Here is a 19,177-nt window from a genome sequence, read left to right as displayed (position 1 = left end):
TGCGAGGCCGTGCGTGAACCCGCAGCGATCCGTGCGCGGGCGGCGTCACGGTGGACCCATGAACGAACACGGCAAGACCCCGGTGACGGTATTGGGGCTGGGCGCGATGGGAACCGCGCTCGTCGAGGCACTACTGGCCGCGGGACATCCGGTGACCGTGTGGAACCGGACCGCGAGCCGCACTGAGGCCGTCGCAGCGAAGGGAGCTTCGGTCGCTTCGAGCGTGTCCGAGGCTCTCGCGGCGAACGAGATCGTGATCACCTGCCTGCTCGACTACGACTCGGTGCACGAGGTCCTGGACCCGGTCGCGGCCGGGCTCGAGGGACGGCAGCTGATCAACCTGACGAACGGCACCCCCGGCCAGGCCCGCGAGATGAGTGCGTGGGCCGGGGAACTCGGCGCGGAGTACCTGGACGGCGGGATCATGGCGATCCCACCGATGATCGGCACACCCGCGGCGTTCATCTTCTACAGCGGCTCGGGCACGGTCTTCGGCCAGGCTCGCACCGCGCTCGACACCTTCGGCGGCGTCAACTACCTCGGGGTGGATCCCGGACTGGCGCCCCTGCACGACATCGCGCTCCTCAGCGGGATGTACGGCAACTTCATCGGAGTCATCCAGGCCTTCGCGCTGGTCGGCTCCGCCGGAGTGAAAGCGAGGGAGTTCGCTCCACTGCTTCGCGGCTGGATGGACGCGATGAGCGGCTTCCTGGAGCGCGCGGCCGAACAGATCGACGACGGCGACTACGTCACCGACGTCGTCTCGAACATCGGAATGCAAGCCGCGGCCTTCCCGAACCTGGCGAAGGCCGCGGAAGAACAAGGAATCAGCGCCGAGTTGCTCGCACCGCTCCAGCCACTGATGGACAAGCGGGTCGCGGCCGGGCACGGCGCCGAGGACCTGGTCGGCGTCATCGAACTCCTGAAGAAGTAAGGAAAAATACAATGATCACACTGATCGGGCTCGGCCCGATGGGACAGGCCATGGTCCGGGTTCTCCTGGAGAACGGGCACGGCGTGACCGTCTGGAACCGCACCGCGGCCCGCGCGGACGGTGTCGTCGCGGCCGGTGCCGTGCGTGCCGAAACACCGGCCGACGCCGTGGCGGCGGCAGAGCTGGTGCTGTTGAGCCTCACCGACTACGCGGCGATGTACGACATCCTGGGCAAGGCCGAGGAAGTGTTGGCGGGCAAGGTGATCGTCAACCTCAGCTCGGACACCCCGGAGAAGACCCGCGAGGCCGCCGACTGGGTCAAGGCCCGCGGCGGGCAGTTCATCGCGGGCGGCGTGATGGTGCCCGCCCAGCTGGTGGGCAAGGAGGAGGCGTACGTCTTCTACAGCGGCCCGTCCGAGGCGTTCGAAAAGCACCGCGACACCCTGGCGCTCATCGGGCGGGCGGACTTCCTCGGCGAGGACGTCCGGCTGGCTCAGCTGTTCTACCAGGCTCAACTGGACATCTTCCTGAACTCGCTTTCGGTGTTCCTGCACGCGACCGCGCTGATCCGCTCGGCCGGGGTGCCGGTCAAGAAGTTCCTCCCGTACGCCAAGGACAACTTCTCGACGCTGAGTTTCTTCCTGGACGACGCCGCCGAACAGGTCGAGAAGGGCGAACACCCCGGCGACGAGGCCGACGTGACGATGATGGGCGCGACCGCCGACCACATCCTCCAGGCGAGCCGCGACGCCGGGATCGACGTCGCGTTGCCGGAGGCGATCAAATCGCACTACGATCGGGCGATTGCCGCGGGGCATGGGCGTAGCTCGTGGACCAGCCTTTACGAGGTCATCAAGGAAGGCTGACGCTACGTCTCGTGAGTGGTAATGACGGTTCTAACCCTCATTGCCACTCACGACACCCAGCACGTCCAGAAACGCCTTCGCCGCGGGAGTGACGGTGAACCGGTTCCAGACGAGATGCTCGATCCGCGCGGGCGCGTCCGTCACCGGGACGATCGCCACGCCGGTCAGGTTCGGCACGTACTTCGACGGCAACAGCGCGACACCGAGCTCCTGGTGGATGAGCCGCGCCATGAAATCGGCGGCCGTCACCTCGAAGGCCACCTCCCGGCCCACCCCCGCCGCGGCGAACGCCTGATCCGTCTGCGCCCGCCCCGCCGACCCGGTCGGGAAGTCCACGAACACCTCCGACGAAAGCCGGTTCAAGTCCACTTCGGACTCCTCGGCGAGAGGATGACCGGGCGCCACCACGGCGACCAGTTCGTCACGGGCCAGTTCGCGGGTAGCGACCCCTTCTGGCCGATCCGACACCGGGAGGCCGAGGAACGCGACCTCGATCGCGTGCTCCTTGACCTGCTCCACCAGGTGCCCGCTCGCGCCGACCCGCAGGCCGATCCGGACCTGCGGATACCGCCGGTGGAACGTCTGCAGCGCGGCCGGGACGTCGACCGCCGCGACGGTCGGGATGACGCCGACGGTCAGCCGTCCCCGGACTTCGCCGACGGCCGCGGCGACCTCCGCTCCCACGCGTTCGGCGGCGTCGAGGCATTGGCGGGCGGCGGGCAGGAACGCTTCGCCCGCGGCGGTGAGCCGCACCCGGCGACTGGTGCGCTCGAACAACCGCGCGCCCAGCTCTCGTTCGAGCCGGGCGATCTGATGACTCAGCGCCGACTGCACGACGAGGCACCGTTCCGCGGCGCGCGTGAAGCTGTTGGTCTCCGCCACCGCCACGACGTAGCGCATCTGCTGAAGCTCCATGGATCCATCTTGAATCACGATGGATCCAGTGACAAACATGTGTTGGACTCATCGATACTCGGCGGCGAAGCTGAAGGCGTGAAGACGCTGACGACCACACCGCTCCCCGCCGTACTCACCGGCACCGCGATGACCGCCTTCGCTCCCGTGGTCTGGGGAACGACCTACGTGGTCACCACCGAACTCCTCCCCCCGGGGCATCCGCTGTTCGCCGGTCTCATGCGCGCCCTGCCCGCGGGCTTGATCGCACTGGCCATCACCCGCACCCTCCCGCGCGGCACCTGGTGGCTGAAGGCCGCCGCACTCGGCGTCCTCAACATCGGCATGTTCTTCCCCTTGCTGTTCCTCGCCGCCGAGCGGCTGCCCGGCGGAGTCGCCGCGACCCTCGGCGCGGCTCAGCCACTCCTCGTCGCCGCCCTCGCCGTCGCCGTCCTGCGGCAGAGCCCGTCCGCATGGCGGTTCGCCTGGGGGATCGTCGGGATCGTGGGCGTCGGGCTGGTCGTGATCGGCCCCGCGGCGGACTTCGACATCGTCGGGGTCCTCGCCGGACTCGGTGGCGCCGCGACCATGGCGCTCGGCGTCACCCTCACCAAACGGTGGGGCCGCCCGGCGGACGTCGGGCCGACGGCGTTCGCCGCGTGGCAGCTCACCGCGGGCGGAATGTTCCTGATACCGGTGACCTTCCTGATCGAAGGCGCTCCGCCCGCCATCGACTTGAACGCGGGGCTCGGTTACCTCTGGCTCGGCCTGGTCGGCGGCCTGCTCGCCTACGTCCTGTGGTTCCGGGGCATCACGTCGCTGCCGGTCACCTCGGTCGCCGTCCTCGGCCTGCTCTCGCCGATGGTCGCCGCGGTACTCGGTGCCGCGCTGCTCGGCCAGTCGCTCGGCCCGATCCAGCTCGTCGGCTTCGCCCTCGCACTGGCCTCGATCGTCGCCGGCCAGATCACGCCGAAGACCAAGCGGGAAGGCGCCGTCCGATGAAGATCGCCATCGTGCCGTCGGAATGGCGGACCATCGCCTCGGCCGGCACCAAGCGATTCACTGTCGGCTACTGAGGCAACCTGACCGCGGCATCGAGCGTGCTCTCCATGACGACTTGGGGGAGATGCGATGCAGAAGTATCCGTTGCAAGAAGGCGAAGTCCTGCTCTGGAGCGGTTCGCCCCAGCGGCGGCAGAAGTGGCTTCCGGAGCACACGGGGCTGGTGTTGTTGGTCGTGGTTTTCCCTGTGATCGTCGCCCTGCAGGCGATCTTCCTCGACGACAGCACGGCGATGCCGATGTTCGGCGGGCTGCTGATCGCGTTCTTCTGCGTCGTGTACCAGCGACTGCTCGACCGGCGTTCCCGGGCAGGGGTCACGACGTACCTGGTCACGAATCAGCGGATCGTCTTCGCCGCGAACTGGCTGAGCGGCTCGGAGTACCGGTGGGTCTGGCTCAACCGGCTCCCGTCGGAACCTCGAGTGCGTGCCGACGAGGCGGGCGTCGGCACGATCGTGTTCGGAAGCCGCTGGAGCCGGGCGCGAGTGCGTGAGAACGAACTCCGGGGTGCGTGGGCGCCGCCGGCACTGGAGATGTACCAGATCGCCGACGCCCAGCGAGTCACCGATCTGATCGTCGACGCAAGGGCACAGCTGATCACCGTCTGACTCAGGCGCCGCGACCGTCTCGCCAGCGCAGTACAGGTGGGTCGCCGGGTGAAGGCGTCTCGGGACTCCGTTCGGCCTCGATCTGGATCTCGATGTTGGTCTTGTGCGCGATCGGGTCCCAGATCTCCTCGATCGGCGCCAGCAAGGACTGACTCACCCCTGCCCGGCGGGCACGTGCGGCGTACCACGCGAACCCGGCCAGGAAGAGCGGCAGGCTGAGAAACGCGGCCAAGGGGGCCAGGAGCTCCATGGCTTCCACGCTACAGTAACGTCGTGTTTCCAGAAACGTAGTGTTACCGAAGTGGTGGACGATGACCAGGCTGACCCGGGCCGAGCAGCAGCGCCGCACGCACGAACACCTGTTGGACGCCGGACGACAGGTGTTCCTGCGACGGGGATTTTTGGCGGCGACGGTCGAGGAGATAGCGGCCGACGCGGGCTACACCCGCGGCGCCGTCTACAAACACTTCGGCGGCAAGGAAGGGTTGTGGCTGGCGATCATCGAAGCCAGCGCCCACACCCATCTCCGAGGACTTCGGGAAGCCCTCGCCAAGGCCGCCACCCGTGACGACGTGATCGCGGCGCTGGCGCCGGTCGACGTAGCGGACAAGGACGCGGCCAAATGGAGCGCGACGGCCGCGGAAGTGCTCGCCGCGACGGCGCAGCAACCCGAGAACGCCGCCATGCTCGCCGCCATCCAGCGGCGTCACGACGACGAGGTCGTCGCCTTGCTGGAGGAGCATGCGAAGCGGCTGCGTCTCGCACCCGCGATGCCGCTGCACCAGGCTGTTGTCATGCTGGGCGCCTTGGGCATCGGCCTCGCCCTGCGCCAGACGGTGGCCCCGGCCGCCGATCCCGCGGCGATCCTCACCCACGTGCTGGACTCGGTGTTCCCCGCCTACACTCAGGCGCCGTGATCGATTCCTTCACCACCGCCGACCTCGTCGACGAGCACGGCGACCGGCTGCGCGTCTGCGACACCCAGTTCCGCCAGTTCGGCGGGCACCGCAGGTTCTCCGGCCCGATCCGGACGGTCTCCTGCCACGAGGACAACGGCCTGGTCAAGAAGCTCCTGGCCACCCCCGGCGAAGGCTGCGTCCTGGTGGTCGACGGGGGCGGCTCCCTGCACAGTGCGCTCACCGGCGACATGATCGCGAAATCCGCCGTCGAGAACGGCTGGGCGGGCATGGTCGTCAACGGCGCGGTCCGCGACAGCGCCGAACTGGCCGAACTCCCGCTCGGGGTGAAGGCGCTCGGGACCAACCCACGCAAGAGCTCCAAGGCCGGCGCAGGCGCCGTCGACGTGCCGGTCGGCTTCGGCGGAGTGACCTTCACCCCCGGCGACACGCTCTACTCCGACGACGACGGCGTCGTGGTCCTCCCCGCGATCACCGCCTGAACAAGCTCGCCGGGACGCTGTCCGCCAGCGCCCGGTATCCGGCCGGGCTCAGATGCAGATGGTCGCCGGCGTCGTAGGCGGGCAGCAGCCGGGACGGGACCTGCGGATCTCGGGCCACCCGGTCGAAATCCAGTACGGCGTCGAATCGGCCGCTCGTGCGGATCCAGGTGTTGACCGTCTGCCGCGTGGCTTCGCGAGCCGGGGTGTCATAGCCGGTGTTGCCGCCGAACGGGGTCAACGTCGCACCGTAGACGCGGATCCCGTGCGCTTGCGCCCGGACCACGATCTGGTCGTAGGCGTCGATCAGATCGGCGGCGACCTGCCGTTGCGCTTCCGTGGTCGCGGCCGCGGTGCCGATGTCGTTGACCCCCTCAAACACCACCAGCCACGAAACCGCGCTCTGCGCCAGGACATCCCGGTCCAAGCGGGAAAGCAGGTTCGGACCGAGACCGTCCGCGAGCACCCGATTGCCACCCGCGGCCTGGTTCAGCACGGCGACCCCGGCCGACCCCAGCCGATCCGGCCACCGGTCGTTCCCGTTGGTGGTCGACCCTCGGCCGTCGGTCAGCGAGTCGCCCACGATGGCCGCCGCCTCCGTCCTCTTCGGACCGAACACCTCGGCGCCGCTGAGGAAGTACCAGTGATCGACCGGCGTCGCACCGGGCAGCACCGCGTCCGACACGTGATCGCCCGCGAGCAGATGGGACGTCGTGCGGGAACCGGGATGCGACGTGATCGCCGTCGAGGCCTGTCCACGCGCGAAGTAGGCCGTCACCGTTACGTTCTCGTGAGCACGTACGGGGAAGTCCAGCGGATCGGAGACGACCAAGGCGCCGGCCGGGACGACGGCGCCGGGTTTGCCTCGGAAAGTCACTGGCCGCGCACTGCCCGGTTCGATCCCGGCGGCGCCCGCCTTCCCGTCGAGCGGAGCCGCGACCGACACCGTGGTGATCGGCAGCGGCGCACCACCGAAGGCGTTGGAGAACCGCAACCGGATCCGATCGCCGCCCACCGAGAAACGCACGGTCTGCCGAAGGGTCGTGTCCGGCAGTACGACTCCGTCACGGACGAACTCCGCGGGCGGCATGTTGCCGGGTTCGGTCAGCTGCGGCATCGCTGTCCAGGTGTGCACCCAGTGCCGCGCGGTCCCGATGGACTGCTGACCGGACGCGGGAGTGCTGGCGGTCACCACCGCCAGTACCGCAAGCATGCTGACGAGCCAGTGGCGTCTCATGCGAAATCCGGTGCGAGGACGCGGTCGAAGCCGACCTCGCGGCGTGGACCGGTCAGCGTGCAGGGGAGAGTCGCGACGATCCGCGCACTCGACGTCCCGACCCGCAGCTCGACGTCACCCGGTTCGACGATCCGTTTGCCCGCCCGTCCGGTGTAGGACGTGAGATCGGCGTGCAGCCCGATCTCGACGACCTCGGTCACGCCGGGGGCCAGATCGACCCGCTTCGCCGCGATCAGCTGCTGGACCGGACGGGCGACTTCCGCCACCGGGTCGTGCAGGTAGATCTGGACGACTTCGGTCGTGGCCCGGTCGGTTTCGTTGCTCAGCGTCACCCGGACCCGGCAGTGCCCGCCCGTCGGCCACGACGGATCCGCCACCGTGGGGTCGTCCCAGCTGACATCCGCGTAGGAGAGCCCGTGCCCGAACGGGAACAGCGGGGTCGGGTCGACCGTGCTGACCTCACTCCGCAGGCCGAGTGGCGCCGTGAGATAGGTCGACGGCTGGGACGCCTCCGCGCCGGGGAACCCGACCGGGAGCCTGCCGGACGGATTGATCCGTCCACTGAGGACACCCGCCAGCGCGACCGCGCCCTCTTCGCCGGGATAGAAACCGCACACGATCGCGGCGAGGCGGTCGGCCTGCCGGGAAAGCTCGTAGGGCCGTCCGCAAAGGAGCACCAACACCACCGGGGTCCCGGTCGCGAGCAGGGCTTCCAGCAGTTCTTCCTGTCGTCCCGGCAGCTTGAGGTCCGAGGCGTCGCATCCCTCGCCCGAGGTGCCGCCGCCGAACAGGCCGGCGCGATCGCCGAGCACCGCGACGCAGATGTCCGCCCCCTTGGCCGCGGCGACGGCGTCGGCGATGCCCTCGTCCTCGCCGCCGAGTACCGGGCAACCGAGGGCGTAGGTGACTTCGTGATCCTCGCCGAGCGCGTCCAGCACGGTCGGCACCGATACCCCGAACGGTACCTCCGGATGGTGCACGCCGACGTGCATCGGGAACGAGTAGCAGCCCAGCATCGCGCCGGGTTCGTGCGCCCGCGGGCCGACGACCGCGATCCGGCGGCCGGGGGAGAGGGGAAGAATGCCGTCGTTGCTCAGCAGCACGATCGAGCGTTCGGCGATTTCCCGTGCCAGCGCGCGGGATTCCGGGTCGTCGAGATCGACCTCGTCCGGGACCTCCGGTGCCCAGTCCTCGTCAAGCAGGCCGAGTTCGCACTTCTGCCGCAACACCCGCTCCAGGGCGCGGTCGACGACGGCGGTATCGACCGCGCCCCGTTCCACCGCGGCCAGCAAAGGGTCGCCGTAGCAGTCCACAGTGGGCAGTTCCACGTCGATCCCGGCGGCCAGCGCCTGCCCGGCGGCCTCGCCCCGATCGGTCGCGACGCCGTGCAGTTTGTACAGGAAAGACACGGAGAAGTAGTCCGCGACCACGGTTCCCTCGAAACCGTAGGTGTCGCGCAGCAGATCCGTGAGCAAGGCGGTGTCGGCGGCGGCCGGGACACCGTCGTTGTCGATGTAGGCGTTCATCACCGACCGCGCGCCCGCGCGCAACGCCATCTCGAACGGCGGCAGCAGAACATCGGCGAGCTCCCTCGGCCCGACCGACACCGGCGCGAGGTTGCGACCGGCGCGTGAAGCCGAGTAGCCGACGAAATGCTTCAGCGTCGCGATCACCCCGGCGGATTCGAGCCCGGCCACGTAGGCGGCGCCGATCGTGCCGACCAGGTGCGGGTCCTCGCCGATGGTCTCCTCGACGCGCCCCCACCGCAGGTCACGTGCGACGTCGAGGACCGGCGCGAGCCCTTGGTGGACACCGAGACGGCGCATCGTGCCGCCGATCCGCGCTCCCATGCGGAATACGAGATCCGGGTCGAAACTCGCTCCCCAGCACAACGGTGACGGGTAGACCGTGGCCTGCCAGGCGGCGAGACCGGTGAGCGTCTCCTCGTGGACCAGCGCCGGGATGCCGAACCGGCTGCTCGCGACGATCTCCCGCTGGGTGCGGGCCAGGCTGCGCGCGCCGATCACCGGATCGACCGGTCGGGTGCCGTACACCCTGGTCAGCTGGCCGATGCCGTGCTGAACGAGCCCGTCCCAGTCCAGTGCCGCCTCCGCGAAATCGTGCTGGTGCGGGGCCATCTCGCCGCCGGAGTCGATGCCGACCCAGACGCCGTAGAGCTGCGCGAGCTTCTCCCGCAAGGTCATCCGGTCCAGCAGCGCACGGACCCGGTCCGCGGGATCCGCGGCCGTGTCGTGCCATGGCCGGGGTGACGCGCTGGGCTGCGTGGTCAAGGCCGTCCGCCCTTCGTCTGAAAGTCGAGGGCGCGCGTCGAGCGGCGCACCACGAGACCGGTGGAGAGGGTGATGTGGGTTTGTTCTTCGGGCTCCCCGCTGATCAGCGAGATCAGCAGAGTGATGGCGCGGTGGCCCATCTCGCGGATGGGCTGGTCCACTGTGGTCAGTGGCGGGCTGCACAGCGCGGACTCGGGGACGTTGTCGAAGCCGACCACCGACAGGTCCTCCGGTACGGACAAGCCGAGTTCCGCCGCGGCCCCGACGGTCGCGATCGCCGAGATATCGTTGGCGGCGAACACCGCCGTCGGCCGATTTTCACTGGTCAGCAGCTCATGGGCGGACCGAGCGGAGATCTCCGGATCGTAGGCGCCAAGCCGGATCAGGTCCTCGTCGATCGGGACGCCCGCCGCGGTGAGCGCCCGCAGATACCCGGTCTTGCGCAGTTCCGCCGATTCGAGATCCGGGCGTCCGGCGAGAAAACCGATCCGGCGGTGGCCGAGCTCCAGCAGATGCCGGGTCGCCAGTTGCGCACCGCGCAGGTTGTCCGAATCGATGGTGGGCACCGTCGACGGGCCCGTGTGCGGATCGACGGCGACTACCGGGGTACCGGGTACCGCCTCCAGTGAGGCCACCGGCGTGACCAGCACCGCGCCGTCGACCAGCGTACCGGAAAGCCTTGACAGATAACGCTTTTCCCAGCCCGACAGATCACCGGTGCGGCCGCCGGCCGAGTACACGACGAGTTCGTAGCCGGTGCCCCGGATGGCGTCCGCCGCGCCCTTGAGCAATTCGGTGGAGAAGGGTTCGAGGTCGGCGACCAGGATCCCGATCACGTTCGTCTTGTGGTTGCGCAGGCTTTGGGCGACCAGGCTCGCCTCGTAGCCGAGTTCGTCGATCACCGCGCGGACCTTGGCCAGGGTCGCGGCGGCGACGCCGTAGCGGTCGTTGATCACTTTGGACACCGTGGCCACGGAGACGCCGGCGCGGGCCGCGACGTCACGGATCGTGACCCTCGAACTGGGCTGCATGCGCTCAGACTAGCCATGTAAAACGTTATCGACAACGATTGACATAGGAATTTCAGGCGCGCAAACTCATCGCCAGTCCGGGCGCAGTCACGCCCCGTCCTACTCGGCCGAAGTCGTCAGGAGTGGACTCACCATGTTTTCGAACCGCCGAATTCCCGCCGCCGCCGCGCTCGCGGCGGCCGTTCCGCTCGCGCTCGCCGGCTGCTCTGGGGGCACCGACACCGCGGCCGAACCCAGCGGACCGGTCACCCTCACCTGGTGGCACAACGGCACCACCGACCCGATCAAATCGATCTGGGCCCAGGTCGTCGCCGACTATCAGAAGGCGCATCCCGAGGTGACGATCAAGGGGCAGCCGCTGCAGAACGAGGAGTTCACCACCAAGGTCCCGCTCGCCCTGCAGTCGAACGAGCCGCCCGATGTCTACCAGTCCTGGGGCGGCGGCGAACTGGCCTCACAGGCCACCTCGGGCAAGGTCGCGGATCTGACCGACGCGGCGAAAGGCTGGCTCGGCTCGGTGGGCAAACTCGCCGAGAGCTGGCAGGTCGACGGCAAGCAGTACGGCATCCCGTGGGAGCAGCACTTCGTCGGATTCTGGTATCGCAAGGACCTTTTCGCCCAAGCCGGGGTCACCGCCCCGCCGTCCACCATGGACGAACTCAACACCGCCGTCGCCAAGCTCAAGCAAGCGGGCATCACGCCGATCGCGGTCGGCGGCAAGGATCGCTGGCCGGACGCCTTCTACTGGAACTACTTCGCGCTGCGGGCCTGCTCTGCCGACACGCTGAAGCAGTCGGTCAAGGCGGTGAAACTCGAGGATCCGTGCTGGACCAAGGCCGGACGCGACCTCCAGGCGTTCCTGGCCACCCAGCCGTTCCAGCCCGGGTTCACCGGCACGCCCGCCCAGCAGGGCGCCGGCAGTTCGGCGGGACTGGTGGCCAACGGCAAGGCGGCGATGGAACTGCAGGGCGACTGGGAGCCCGGCACGATGTCCTCGCTCACCGAGGACAAGGACCTCGACTCCAAGGTGGGCTGGTTCCCGTTCCCCTCGGTACCGGGCGGAGCCGGCGATCCCGCCGCGGTGCTCGGCGGCGGCGACGGCTTCTCCTGTACCACCCGCGCGGCCAAGGCGTGCGCGGACTTCCTGCAGTACCTCGGCAGCGAACCGGTGCAGAACCAGCTCGCGGCGAAGGGCGCCGGACTGCCGATGACCGCGTCGGCGGCGAAGTCGCTCAAGACCGAGTCACTGAAGACCGTCTTCGACTACGGACAGAAGGCGCCGTATCTGCAGATGTACTTCGACAAGGCGTTCCCGACCGCGGTGGGTGCCGCGCTCAACGACGCCGTCGCGAACTTCTTCGCCGGACAGGGCACCCCGGAAGGCATCGTCGACGCGGTGAACAAGGCCGCGGCGGGCGACAAGTGACGGCGACGGACACGCGGGTGCGGGCGGCGGCGCGGCCCTCCGCACCCGCGGTCCGGGTCCGGAGACCGGGGCTGCGCAAGAAGCTGGAACTGGCGTTCCTGCTCGGGCCCGCGCTGGTCCTGTTCGTCGGATTCGTGCTGGTCCCGATCGGGATCGCGGCGTTCTACAGCCTCTACGAGTGGAACGGTTTCGGTCCGCTCGACGACTTCGTCGGGCTCGACAACTACACCGACGCCCTGTCCGGCTCGGTGTTCCAGGGCGCCATCGGGCACAACCTGATCATCGCGGGACTGTCCCTTGTGGTCCAGCTGCCCTTGTCCATCGCGCTCGCGCTGCTGCTCAACCGCAAACTGCGCGGCCGCGCCGTCCTCCGCGCTCTCGTGTTCGCGCCGTACGTGCTGTCGGAGGCGATCACCGCGGTCATCTGGTTGCTGATGCTGCAGCCGGACGGCTTCGTGGACCAGATGTTGCGCGGAGTGGGCCTCGGCGGGCTGGTCCAGCACTGGCTCGCCGACCCGAAGATCGTCCTCTACACCCTGTTCGCGGTGATCACCTGGAAGTACATCGGCTTCGGCATCATCCTGCTGCTGGCAGGCCTCCAGGGAGTGCCGGCCGAACTGCGGGAAGCGGCCGCGCTCGACGGCGCGTCGGCCTGGCAGACCACCCGGCACGTGGTGCTGCCGCTGCTCGGGCCGACCATCCGGATCTGGGTGTTCCTGTCGGTGATCGGTTCGCTGCAGCTGTTCGACCTGGTGTGGATCATGACCCTCGGCGGTCCGGCGAACTCGTCGGCGACGATGGCGACCTATCTGGTCGATCACGGGTTCAAACGGTACGAGTTCGGGTTCGGCAGCGCCGTCGCGGTGATCCTGTTCGTGGTCTGCTTCCTCTTCGCGTTGCTGTATCAGCGTTTCGCCCTGCGCCGCGACACCGACGGCGCGCTGACCAGGATGGTGGGCTGATGCGCCGCGCCGGGACGCCGATCGGCTACGTCGCCGCGATCGCCGTCCTCGGGATCACCGTGGTGCCGCTGCTGTTCGTGGTGCTCGGCGGATTCCGCACCACCGCGCAGATCAACGCCTCGCCCGCGGGCTTGCCAGGGCCGTGGGTGTGGGACAACTACGCGGCGATCCTCGGTTCGTCGGCGTTCTGGACGTTCCTGGGCAACAGTGCGCTGATCGCGGTGATCGCGACGACGTTGACGGTCGTGTTCGGCTCGATGGCCGGGTACGCGTTGTCGCGGTACGACTTCAAGGGCCGCGAGAGTTTCTACACGTTGTTCACCCTCGGCCTGCTGTTCCCGCTCGGAGTGGCGACCCTGCCGCTGTACCTGTGGCTGCGTCAGCTGGGGATGCTGGAGAGTTTCTGGGGCGTGGCGATCCCCGAAGCGGCGTTCTCGCTGCCGGTCACCATCGTGATCCTGCGGCCGTTCATGCGGGCGATCCCCGGGGAGATCGAGGACGCCGCTGTGCTCGACGGAGCGAGCAGACTCGGCTTCTTCTGGCGGATCCTGCTGCCGTTGTCCGCGCCCGCGCTGACCACCGTCGCCGTCCTCGCGTTCGTGACCAGCTGGAATTTCTACCTGCTGCCGTTGCTGGTGTTCAACGACTCCGCGAACTTCACCCTGCCGCTCGGCGTGGCGACGTTCCAATCCCAGTACTCGCAAGACACCGCACGCGTGCTCGCGTTCACCGCGCTGTCGATGATCCCCGCACTCGCGTTCTTCGTGCTCGCCGAACGCCGCATCGTCGGCGGACTGACCGGATCCGTGAAGGGCTAGTTTCCAGGAGGTCGAAGATGACGTCCGACGAGCAAGCCGTGCGCCGCAGGGATTTCCTGCGGCTGCTCGCCGTGCTGGGCGCAGGTACCGCGTTCACGCCGGGAGTCGCCGAGGCGGCACCCGCTAAGGGCGGATTCCCGCTGGTCGCGCGGGGCAAGGCCGCGACACTGGTGGTGAGCTCCCGCGACAGACCGGGAGTTCGCCGCGTGGCCGGTGACCTGCGGGACGACATCGAGCGGGTCACCGGGATCCGCCCGACGCTGGAGTTCGACCGGCCACCGGATTCCGGGCCGGTCGTACTGATCGGCACGCTCGGGCACAGTCCGCTGATCGACGACCTCGTAGCCGCGCGGAAGCTGGACGTCGCCGGGATCACGGGCAAGTGGGAGACGTCGCTCAGCCAGGTCGTCGACGGCAGGCTCGTCCTCACCGGCAGCGACCAGCGCGGCGTCATCTACGGCGTCTACGAGGTGTCCCGGCGAATCGGTGTCTCGCCCTGGTACTGGTGGGACGACGTGCCGGTGGCACAGTCCGACGAGCTGTTCGTGTCCGGGGCGCGGTTCAGCCTCGGGACGCCGCACGTGAAGTACCGCGGGTTCTTCATCAACGACGAGAACCCCGCCCTCGGCACGTGGGCGCCGTCTTACTTCGGGCCGGGTCATGCGCCCGGCTTCCCCAACGGGTTCAACAGCGCCTTCTATGCGAAGGTGTTCGAGACCTTGCTACGGCTCAAGGGGAACTACCTGTGGCCGGCGGTATGGGGACGCGCCTTCGCCGAGGACGATCCGCTCAACCACGCCACGGCCAAGGAGTACGGCGTGGTCATGGGCACCTCGCACGAGGCGCCGATGATGCGCGGGATCGAGGAATGGAACCGGCACGCGTCCCCGGGTCATGACCCGTACGGCGGCACGGGGGAGTGGAGCTTCCGTCGTAACGCCGAGGCGGTCAAGGCCTACTGGGCCGACGGGATCCGGCGCATGGTCCGCGAGGACTTCGAAGGCGTGGTCACGCTCGGGATGCGCGGCAACGGCGATGTCAGCCTCCCCGACGGCGACGGGATGGAGCTGATGCAAGAGATCCTGGCCACCGAACGAGAGATCCTCGCCCGCGAAACCGGCCGGGACCTGACGACGGTGCCGCAGGTGTGGACGCTTTACAAGGAGGTCCAGCGGTACTGGGAGAAGGGCCTGCGGCCGCCGGACGACGTCATCGTCGTGTTCACCGACGACAACTGGGGCAACATCCGCAAACACCCCGACCAGGCGCTGCCACGGCATCCCGGCGGATACGGGCTCTACTACCATTTCGACTACGTCGGCGGCGGCCGCAACTACAAATGGGTTGACACGAACCTCTTGCCGAACGTCTGGGAGCAACTGAACCAGGCCGTCGCGTACGGGACCGACCGGTTGTGGGTGGTCAACGCCGGGGACTTGAAGGGCAACGAGCTGCCACTGCAGTTCTTCCTCGACTACGCCTGGGATCCTCAGGCCTTGCCCTTGGCACGACTGTCCATTTGGGAGCACGGGTTCGCCGAGGCGAACTTCGGCAAGGGCACGGCGGCGGCGATCGCCGAGGTCCTGCACACCTACGGGCGGCTGCAGTCCCGGCGCAAACCCGAATTGCTCAACCGCCGGATCACGCCGGGAACGCCGATCGTGTACGACGACCAAGCCACGCCGTTCAGCCTGGTGAACTACCGCGAGCTGGACATCGTCACCGACGAATGGCAGAAGCTCAGCGCGAAGGCCGAGAAGGTCTCGACCCGGCTGCCCGCCGCCTACCGAGACGCCTACTACGAACTCGTGCTTTACGCGGTAAAGGCGTCGGCCAACCTCTATGCGCTGCGGCGGGCCGAGTTCACCAATCTGCTGTACGCGGCACAGGGGAGAGCATCGGCCAATGACCTCGCGGCGGTCACCGAAGCCCGGTTCGCCGACGACCTGGCGCTGGCGGAGAGGTTCAACACCGGCATCGCGGGCGGAAAATGGCGCGGCTTCCAGACCCAGCCGCATATCGGTTACGGCGACATCGCCCGCTACGGCCCGAACGCGCCCTGGCAGCAGCCCGAAAAGAACAACGTCGCCCTGCCGGACGAGATCTTCCCCGCCGTGCGGCGGATCGACCTGCCGGAGGCCGCCGAACTCGGTGTCGCCGTCGACGGCTCCGAACAGTGGTGGCCAGCCGCGTCCGGCACCCCGCGGCTGCCTGAGTTCAGCCCATTCCAGAGCGCGCCGGGCCAATACATCGACGTGTTCAACCGTGGGCGGACGCCGTTCCGCTGCACGGTGAGCAGCGACGTCCCCTGGGTGCGGACCGAACCGCACGGAGGCCGCGTGGACAAGGAACTCCGGATCGCCGTGAGCGTCGACTGGACCCGTGCGCCCCGAGGGACCACCACGGTGCCGCTCACCGTGTCCGGTGCGGGACGGCAGGTGCGTGTCGAAGCGGTCGTCCGTAAACCGGAACTGCCCGGCTCGTGGCGACGCGGGTTCATCGAGGCCGGGGGATACGTGTCGATGGAAGCCGAGCACCACACGGCGAACATCGGGACGGCCGGAGTGTCGTGGCGGCACGTCCCGGACATCGGCCGTACCGGCGGCGGGATGACCCCGTTCCCGGTGACGGCACCGAGCCGAACGCCTGGCGCGGGTCCACGTCTTGATTACCGGATGACCCTGTTCACCCCCGGGACCGTCACCGTCTGGGCCTTCCTGTCGCCGCGAAGCAACGTGCTCTCCGGGGACGGACTTCGGTACGCGGTATCGTTCGACGCCGCGGAACCGCAGGTCGTGAACATCACCAAGGCGACCGGCGCCGACGACATGACCATGAACCGGCAGTGGGAATGGACCACTTCGGACAACGTGAACCTGACCTCGACGCGGCACGTGATCGGCTCGCCGGGGCCGCATGTGCTGAAGTTCTGGATGGTGGACCCGACGGTCGTGGTGCAGAAGCTGGTGGTCGACACCGGCGGGCTACGGCACAGTTACCTCGGGCCGCCCGAAAGCCTCCGGCTGGGCACATGACCGGCCGGAGGCGCGGTGCTGTCGCGGACGACGAGGCTGGTGGCGAGTTCGATGCGGTGGCTCTCCGGTACCCGGCCCCTGGCCAGCGAGATGGCGAGCCGTGCTCCGGCGGCCGCCATCTGCCGCAACGGCTGGCGGATCGTGGTCAGTTCCGGGGTCAGCCAGCAGGCGAGCGGCAGGTCGTCGAAGCCGATGACGCTCAGGTCGTGCGGGATGCGCAGGCCGGCGTCACGCGCGGCCTCGTAGACGCCGAGCGCCTGCAGGTCGCTGCCGGCGAACACCGCCGTCGGCCGGTCGGGCAGGGCGAGCAATGAGGTCAGCTGCCGGTAACCGGAACGCGGATGGAAGTCGCCGCGGCGCACCAGAGCCGGATCAAAGGACTGCCCGGCGGCCTCCAGCGCGGCACGGTAACCGTCGATCCTGGCGCGACCGCACAGCACGCCGTCCGGACCACCGATCACCGCGATCCGCCGATGTCCGAGGTCGAGCAGATGCCGGGTGGCGGCCAGCCCACCCTGCCGGTTGGTCGTGCCGACCGACGGCGTCTCCGGCCCGGGTTCCCCGGCGGGGTCGATCACCACCAGCGGGATGTCACGGGAGCGCAGTTTCGCCAGCTGACCGGCGGTGAGGTCGGAACAGACCGAGACGATGCCGACCGGGCGGCGGGTGAGCACGCTTTCCAGCCAGTCGTGCGCGGGCGTGTGGCGACCGGAAGATTCCGCGAGGACGACCGACATCCCGTTCTCGCGGGCGACGTTCTCCACTCCCCGGATGATTTCCAGTGCCCACGTGCTTTCGATTTCGTGGAACATCAGTTCCAGCAGACGTGACCGCTGCGATCTTTGGTCGGCACGTCGCTGATAGCCGTATTTCCGGATCAATTCCTCCACCCTCGCCCTGGTTTCGTCGGCGACGTCGGAGTGGCCGTTGACGACCTTGGAAACGGTCGGCGCGGACACCCCGGCTTCGGCGGCTATCCGGCTGATGGTGATCCGAGGTTCCGTTGACATGTCAGTGATTCTACGTCCGATCAACGAAAAGGAGACCCATGAAGAACACGATATCGGCAAGACGAGCGGTCGCTCTTTTGGTCGCCGTCGCGGGTATTTCGGTGTGCAACTCGGCCCCGGCTTCGGCCGCCGGTCCGTTGAAGGACATCACGAATCGCTACGTCGGCAGCGCCGTCGCGGCGAATCACCTCGCCAATGAAGCCGATTACCGGTCCGTGCTCACCCGCGAATTCGACAACGTCACCCCCGAAAACGAGATGAAATGGGGTGTCGTCGAGGCGAACCGGGGCCAGTACAACTGGTCCGGCGCCGACGCGATCGTCGACTACGCCCAGCGGAACGGCAAATCGGTCCGCGGGCACACCCTCGTCTGGCACAGTCAGCTGCCCGGCTGGGTGAACAACCTCGGCGCCGGTGAGCTGCGGTCGGTGGTGCAGCGGCACATCACCACGGAAATGGGCCGGTACAAGGGAAAAATCCGCGCCTGGGACGTGGTCAACGAGATGTTCAACGACGACGGCACCCGCCGGACGTCGGTGTTCCAGCAGAAACTCGGTGACGGCTACGTCGCCGACGCGTTCCGCTGGGCCCGCGCGGCGGATCCGTCGGCCAAGCTGTACATCAACGACTACAACACCGAAGGGCTCAACGCGAAGAGCGACGCCCTGTACAACCTGGTACGGACGTTGAAGCAGCAAGGCGTGCCGATCGACGGCGTCGGCTTCCAGGCGCATCTGGCCACTCAGTACGGCTTCCCGGGCGGCTACCAGGCGAACCTCGCCCGGTTCGCCGCGCTGGGTGTCGACGTCGCCATCACCGAGGCGGACGTCCGCATCCCGATGCCCGCCGACAGCACCAAGCTGAACACGCAGGCGAGCTACTTCAAGCAACTGTGGGACGGCTGCCACGCCGTGGCGCGGTGCGTGGAGTTCACGACCTGGGGCTTCACCGACCGCCACTCGTGGGTGCCGGACACGTTCCCCGGCCAGGGCGCGGCGTGCCTGTTCGACACGAACCTGCGGCCGAAACCGGCCTACACCCGCATCAACCCCTGAGCGTGCCCACGTGGCGGTCGTGAGTGGCGATTCGGGTTAGAACCCGAATCGCCACTCACGACCAACCCAGCCCACCTCTCACCGGCACGCTCGCGCTGAACTTCCCGTTGCTCCCGGCATCTTCGTCCGCCGAGATGCAGTCTCCGGCTTGCGCGGAGAACGGGGCGTGGCGGCCGCGATGCCGAAGAGCAAAGCCGTGTTCGGCGATTTCTTCGGCGGCGTGACGGGGTACTGCTGCCAGATGGGCGACTGCTGGGGGTAAGTCACCTCACCAGGATCGGCGGTGCGGATGAACTTCCGATGACAGCCGTTCACTTGCGGGCGACGAGGCGTTCCACCAGCCCGAGTTTGAACCGTTCCCGGTTCTCGATGGTCAGGCCCAGTGCGCCGATCATCTCAGCCGGACGGCGAAGGAAGTGCTCGCCCGCCATCGGCACGGTGATCTTCTCGGTGAGCCATTGAGCCTTTTCCAACCTGTTTTGGGTTGGTAGGGGTGTGTTGGTGAGCTGGGTATGGCGAAGCTCCTGGTAGATGCGTGGAACGACCAAGAACCA

General features: G+C 68.3%; 17 protein-coding genes and 1 pseudogene. 11 read left to right on the top strand and 7 right to left on the bottom strand.

Annotation, left to right across the window (positions count from 1 at the left end):
* Positions 1 to 58 precede the first annotated feature (58 nt).
* Both ACZ54P_RS13525 and ACZ54P_RS13520 read left to right on the top strand, forming a co-directional pair.
* Positions 59 to 934, top strand: a complete 876-nt coding sequence (locus tag ACZ54P_RS13525; protein WP_465461819.1) for an NAD(P)-dependent oxidoreductase — start codon at positions 59 to 61, stop codon at positions 932 to 934.
* Positions 935 to 945: 11 nt separating this feature from the next.
* On the top strand, positions 946 to 1,800 hold the full coding sequence (locus tag ACZ54P_RS13520) for an NAD(P)-dependent oxidoreductase (RefSeq protein WP_465461818.1): 855 nt from the start codon (positions 946 to 948) through the stop codon (positions 1,798 to 1,800).
* A gap of 30 nt (positions 1,801 to 1,830) precedes the next feature.
* Here ACZ54P_RS13520 and ACZ54P_RS13515 read toward each other — a convergent pair whose 3' ends face one another.
* Positions 1,831 to 2,715: a LysR family transcriptional regulator gene (locus ACZ54P_RS13515; RefSeq protein ID WP_465461817.1), complete on the bottom strand. Its 885-nt coding sequence runs from the start codon at positions 2,713 to 2,715 to the stop codon at positions 1,831 to 1,833.
* Positions 2,716 to 2,793: 78 nt separating this feature from the next.
* On the opposite strand from ACZ54P_RS13515, the gene ACZ54P_RS13510 reads away from it, so the two are divergent.
* Together ACZ54P_RS13510 and ACZ54P_RS13505 are read left to right on the top strand one after the other, a co-directional pair.
* A complete protein-coding gene (locus ACZ54P_RS13510) occupies positions 2,794 to 3,696 on the top strand; it encodes an EamA family transporter (protein ID WP_465461816.1) in 903 nt (300 codons plus the stop codon).
* Between the two features lie 129 nt (positions 3,697 to 3,825).
* Positions 3,826 to 4,362: a hypothetical protein gene (locus ACZ54P_RS13505; RefSeq protein ID WP_465461815.1), complete on the top strand. Its 537-nt coding sequence runs from the start codon at positions 3,826 to 3,828 to the stop codon at positions 4,360 to 4,362.
* A gap of 1 nt (position 4,363) precedes the next feature.
* On the opposite strand, the gene ACZ54P_RS13500 is transcribed toward ACZ54P_RS13505, so the two are convergent.
* Positions 4,364 to 4,612, bottom strand: coding sequence for a hypothetical protein (locus ACZ54P_RS13500; RefSeq protein WP_465461814.1), 249 nt, complete (start codon positions 4,610 to 4,612; stop codon positions 4,364 to 4,366).
* A 61-nt stretch (positions 4,613 to 4,673) separates the two neighbouring features.
* Here ACZ54P_RS13500 and ACZ54P_RS13495 point away from each other — a divergent pair, with 61 nt between their 5' ends.
* Together ACZ54P_RS13495 and rraA are read left to right on the top strand one after the other, a co-directional pair.
* On the top strand, positions 4,674 to 5,279 hold the full coding sequence (locus tag ACZ54P_RS13495; RefSeq protein ID WP_465461813.1) for a TetR/AcrR family transcriptional regulator: 606 nt from the start codon (positions 4,674 to 4,676) through the stop codon (positions 5,277 to 5,279).
* Positions 5,276 to 5,761, top strand: coding sequence for a ribonuclease E activity regulator RraA (gene rraA, locus ACZ54P_RS13490; RefSeq protein ID WP_465461812.1), 486 nt, complete (start codon positions 5,276 to 5,278; stop codon positions 5,759 to 5,761). Before ACZ54P_RS13495 ends, rraA begins: the two co-directional genes overlap by 4 nt.
* Here rraA and ACZ54P_RS13485 read toward each other — a convergent pair.
* Genes ACZ54P_RS13485 through ACZ54P_RS13475 form a run of 3 tightly spaced genes read right to left on the bottom strand, consistent with a single transcriptional unit; the run spans position 5,751 to position 10,317 of the window.
* Positions 5,751 to 6,995, bottom strand: coding sequence for an SGNH/GDSL hydrolase family protein (locus ACZ54P_RS13485; protein ID WP_465461811.1), 1,245 nt, complete (start codon positions 6,993 to 6,995; stop codon positions 5,751 to 5,753). The genes rraA and ACZ54P_RS13485 overlap by 11 nt on opposite strands.
* On the bottom strand, positions 6,992 to 9,286 hold the full coding sequence (locus ACZ54P_RS13480) for a beta-xylosidase/alpha-l-arabinosidase (protein WP_465461810.1): 2,295 nt from the start codon (positions 9,284 to 9,286) through the stop codon (positions 6,992 to 6,994). Before ACZ54P_RS13480 ends, ACZ54P_RS13485 begins: the two co-directional genes overlap by 4 nt.
* On the bottom strand, positions 9,283 to 10,317 hold the full coding sequence (locus ACZ54P_RS13475) for a LacI family DNA-binding transcriptional regulator (protein ID WP_465461809.1): 1,035 nt from the start codon (positions 10,315 to 10,317) through the stop codon (positions 9,283 to 9,285). The genes ACZ54P_RS13480 and ACZ54P_RS13475 overlap by 4 nt, the downstream gene beginning before the upstream one ends.
* 133 nt (positions 10,318 to 10,450) lie before the next feature.
* On the opposite strand from ACZ54P_RS13475, the gene ACZ54P_RS13470 reads away from it, so the two are divergent.
* From ACZ54P_RS13470 to ACZ54P_RS13455, 4 genes are read left to right on the top strand one after another with little or no spacing between them, the layout of a single operon-like run.
* Entirely contained in the window at positions 10,451 to 11,743 is a 1,293-nt protein-coding gene (locus ACZ54P_RS13470) for an ABC transporter substrate-binding protein (protein WP_465461808.1), read from the top strand.
* Complete coding sequence (locus ACZ54P_RS13465; protein ID WP_465461807.1) at positions 11,740 to 12,705, top strand: carbohydrate ABC transporter permease; 966 nt, start codon at positions 11,740 to 11,742, stop codon at positions 12,703 to 12,705. The genes ACZ54P_RS13470 and ACZ54P_RS13465 overlap by 4 nt, the downstream gene beginning before the upstream one ends.
* The gene (locus tag ACZ54P_RS13460; protein ID WP_465461806.1) at positions 12,705 to 13,523 is read left to right on the top strand and encodes a carbohydrate ABC transporter permease; all 819 of its coding nucleotides are present in this window, start codon (positions 12,705 to 12,707) and stop codon (positions 13,521 to 13,523) included. Before ACZ54P_RS13465 ends, ACZ54P_RS13460 begins: the two co-directional genes overlap by 1 nt.
* Positions 13,524 to 13,540: 17 nt before the next feature.
* Positions 13,541 to 16,558, top strand: a complete 3,018-nt coding sequence (locus ACZ54P_RS13455; protein WP_465461805.1) for a glycosyl hydrolase 115 family protein — start codon at positions 13,541 to 13,543, stop codon at positions 16,556 to 16,558.
* Here ACZ54P_RS13455 and ACZ54P_RS13450 read toward each other — a convergent pair.
* Positions 16,519 to 17,568, bottom strand: a complete 1,050-nt coding sequence (locus tag ACZ54P_RS13450) for a LacI family DNA-binding transcriptional regulator (RefSeq protein WP_465461804.1) — start codon at positions 17,566 to 17,568, stop codon at positions 16,519 to 16,521. The two genes, ACZ54P_RS13455 and ACZ54P_RS13450, sit on opposite strands and share 40 nt — an antisense overlap.
* Before the next feature lie 38 nt (positions 17,569 to 17,606).
* On the opposite strand from ACZ54P_RS13450, the gene ACZ54P_RS13445 reads away from it, so the two are divergent.
* Positions 17,607 to 18,623 (top strand): endo-1,4-beta-xylanase, encoded by a 1,017-nt coding sequence (locus tag ACZ54P_RS13445; protein WP_465461803.1) that lies wholly within the window; start codon positions 17,607 to 17,609, stop codon positions 18,621 to 18,623.
* 311 nt (positions 18,624 to 18,934) lie between these two features.
* Here the strand turns inward: ACZ54P_RS13445 and ACZ54P_RS13440 are convergent.
* Positions 18,935 to 19,177, bottom strand: a pseudogene (locus ACZ54P_RS13440) (hypothetical protein); the annotation flags it as partial.

Source organism: Amycolatopsis sp. NPDC034160, from assembly GCF_055575355.1.
This window is presented reverse-complemented; position numbering and strand designations above follow the sequence as displayed.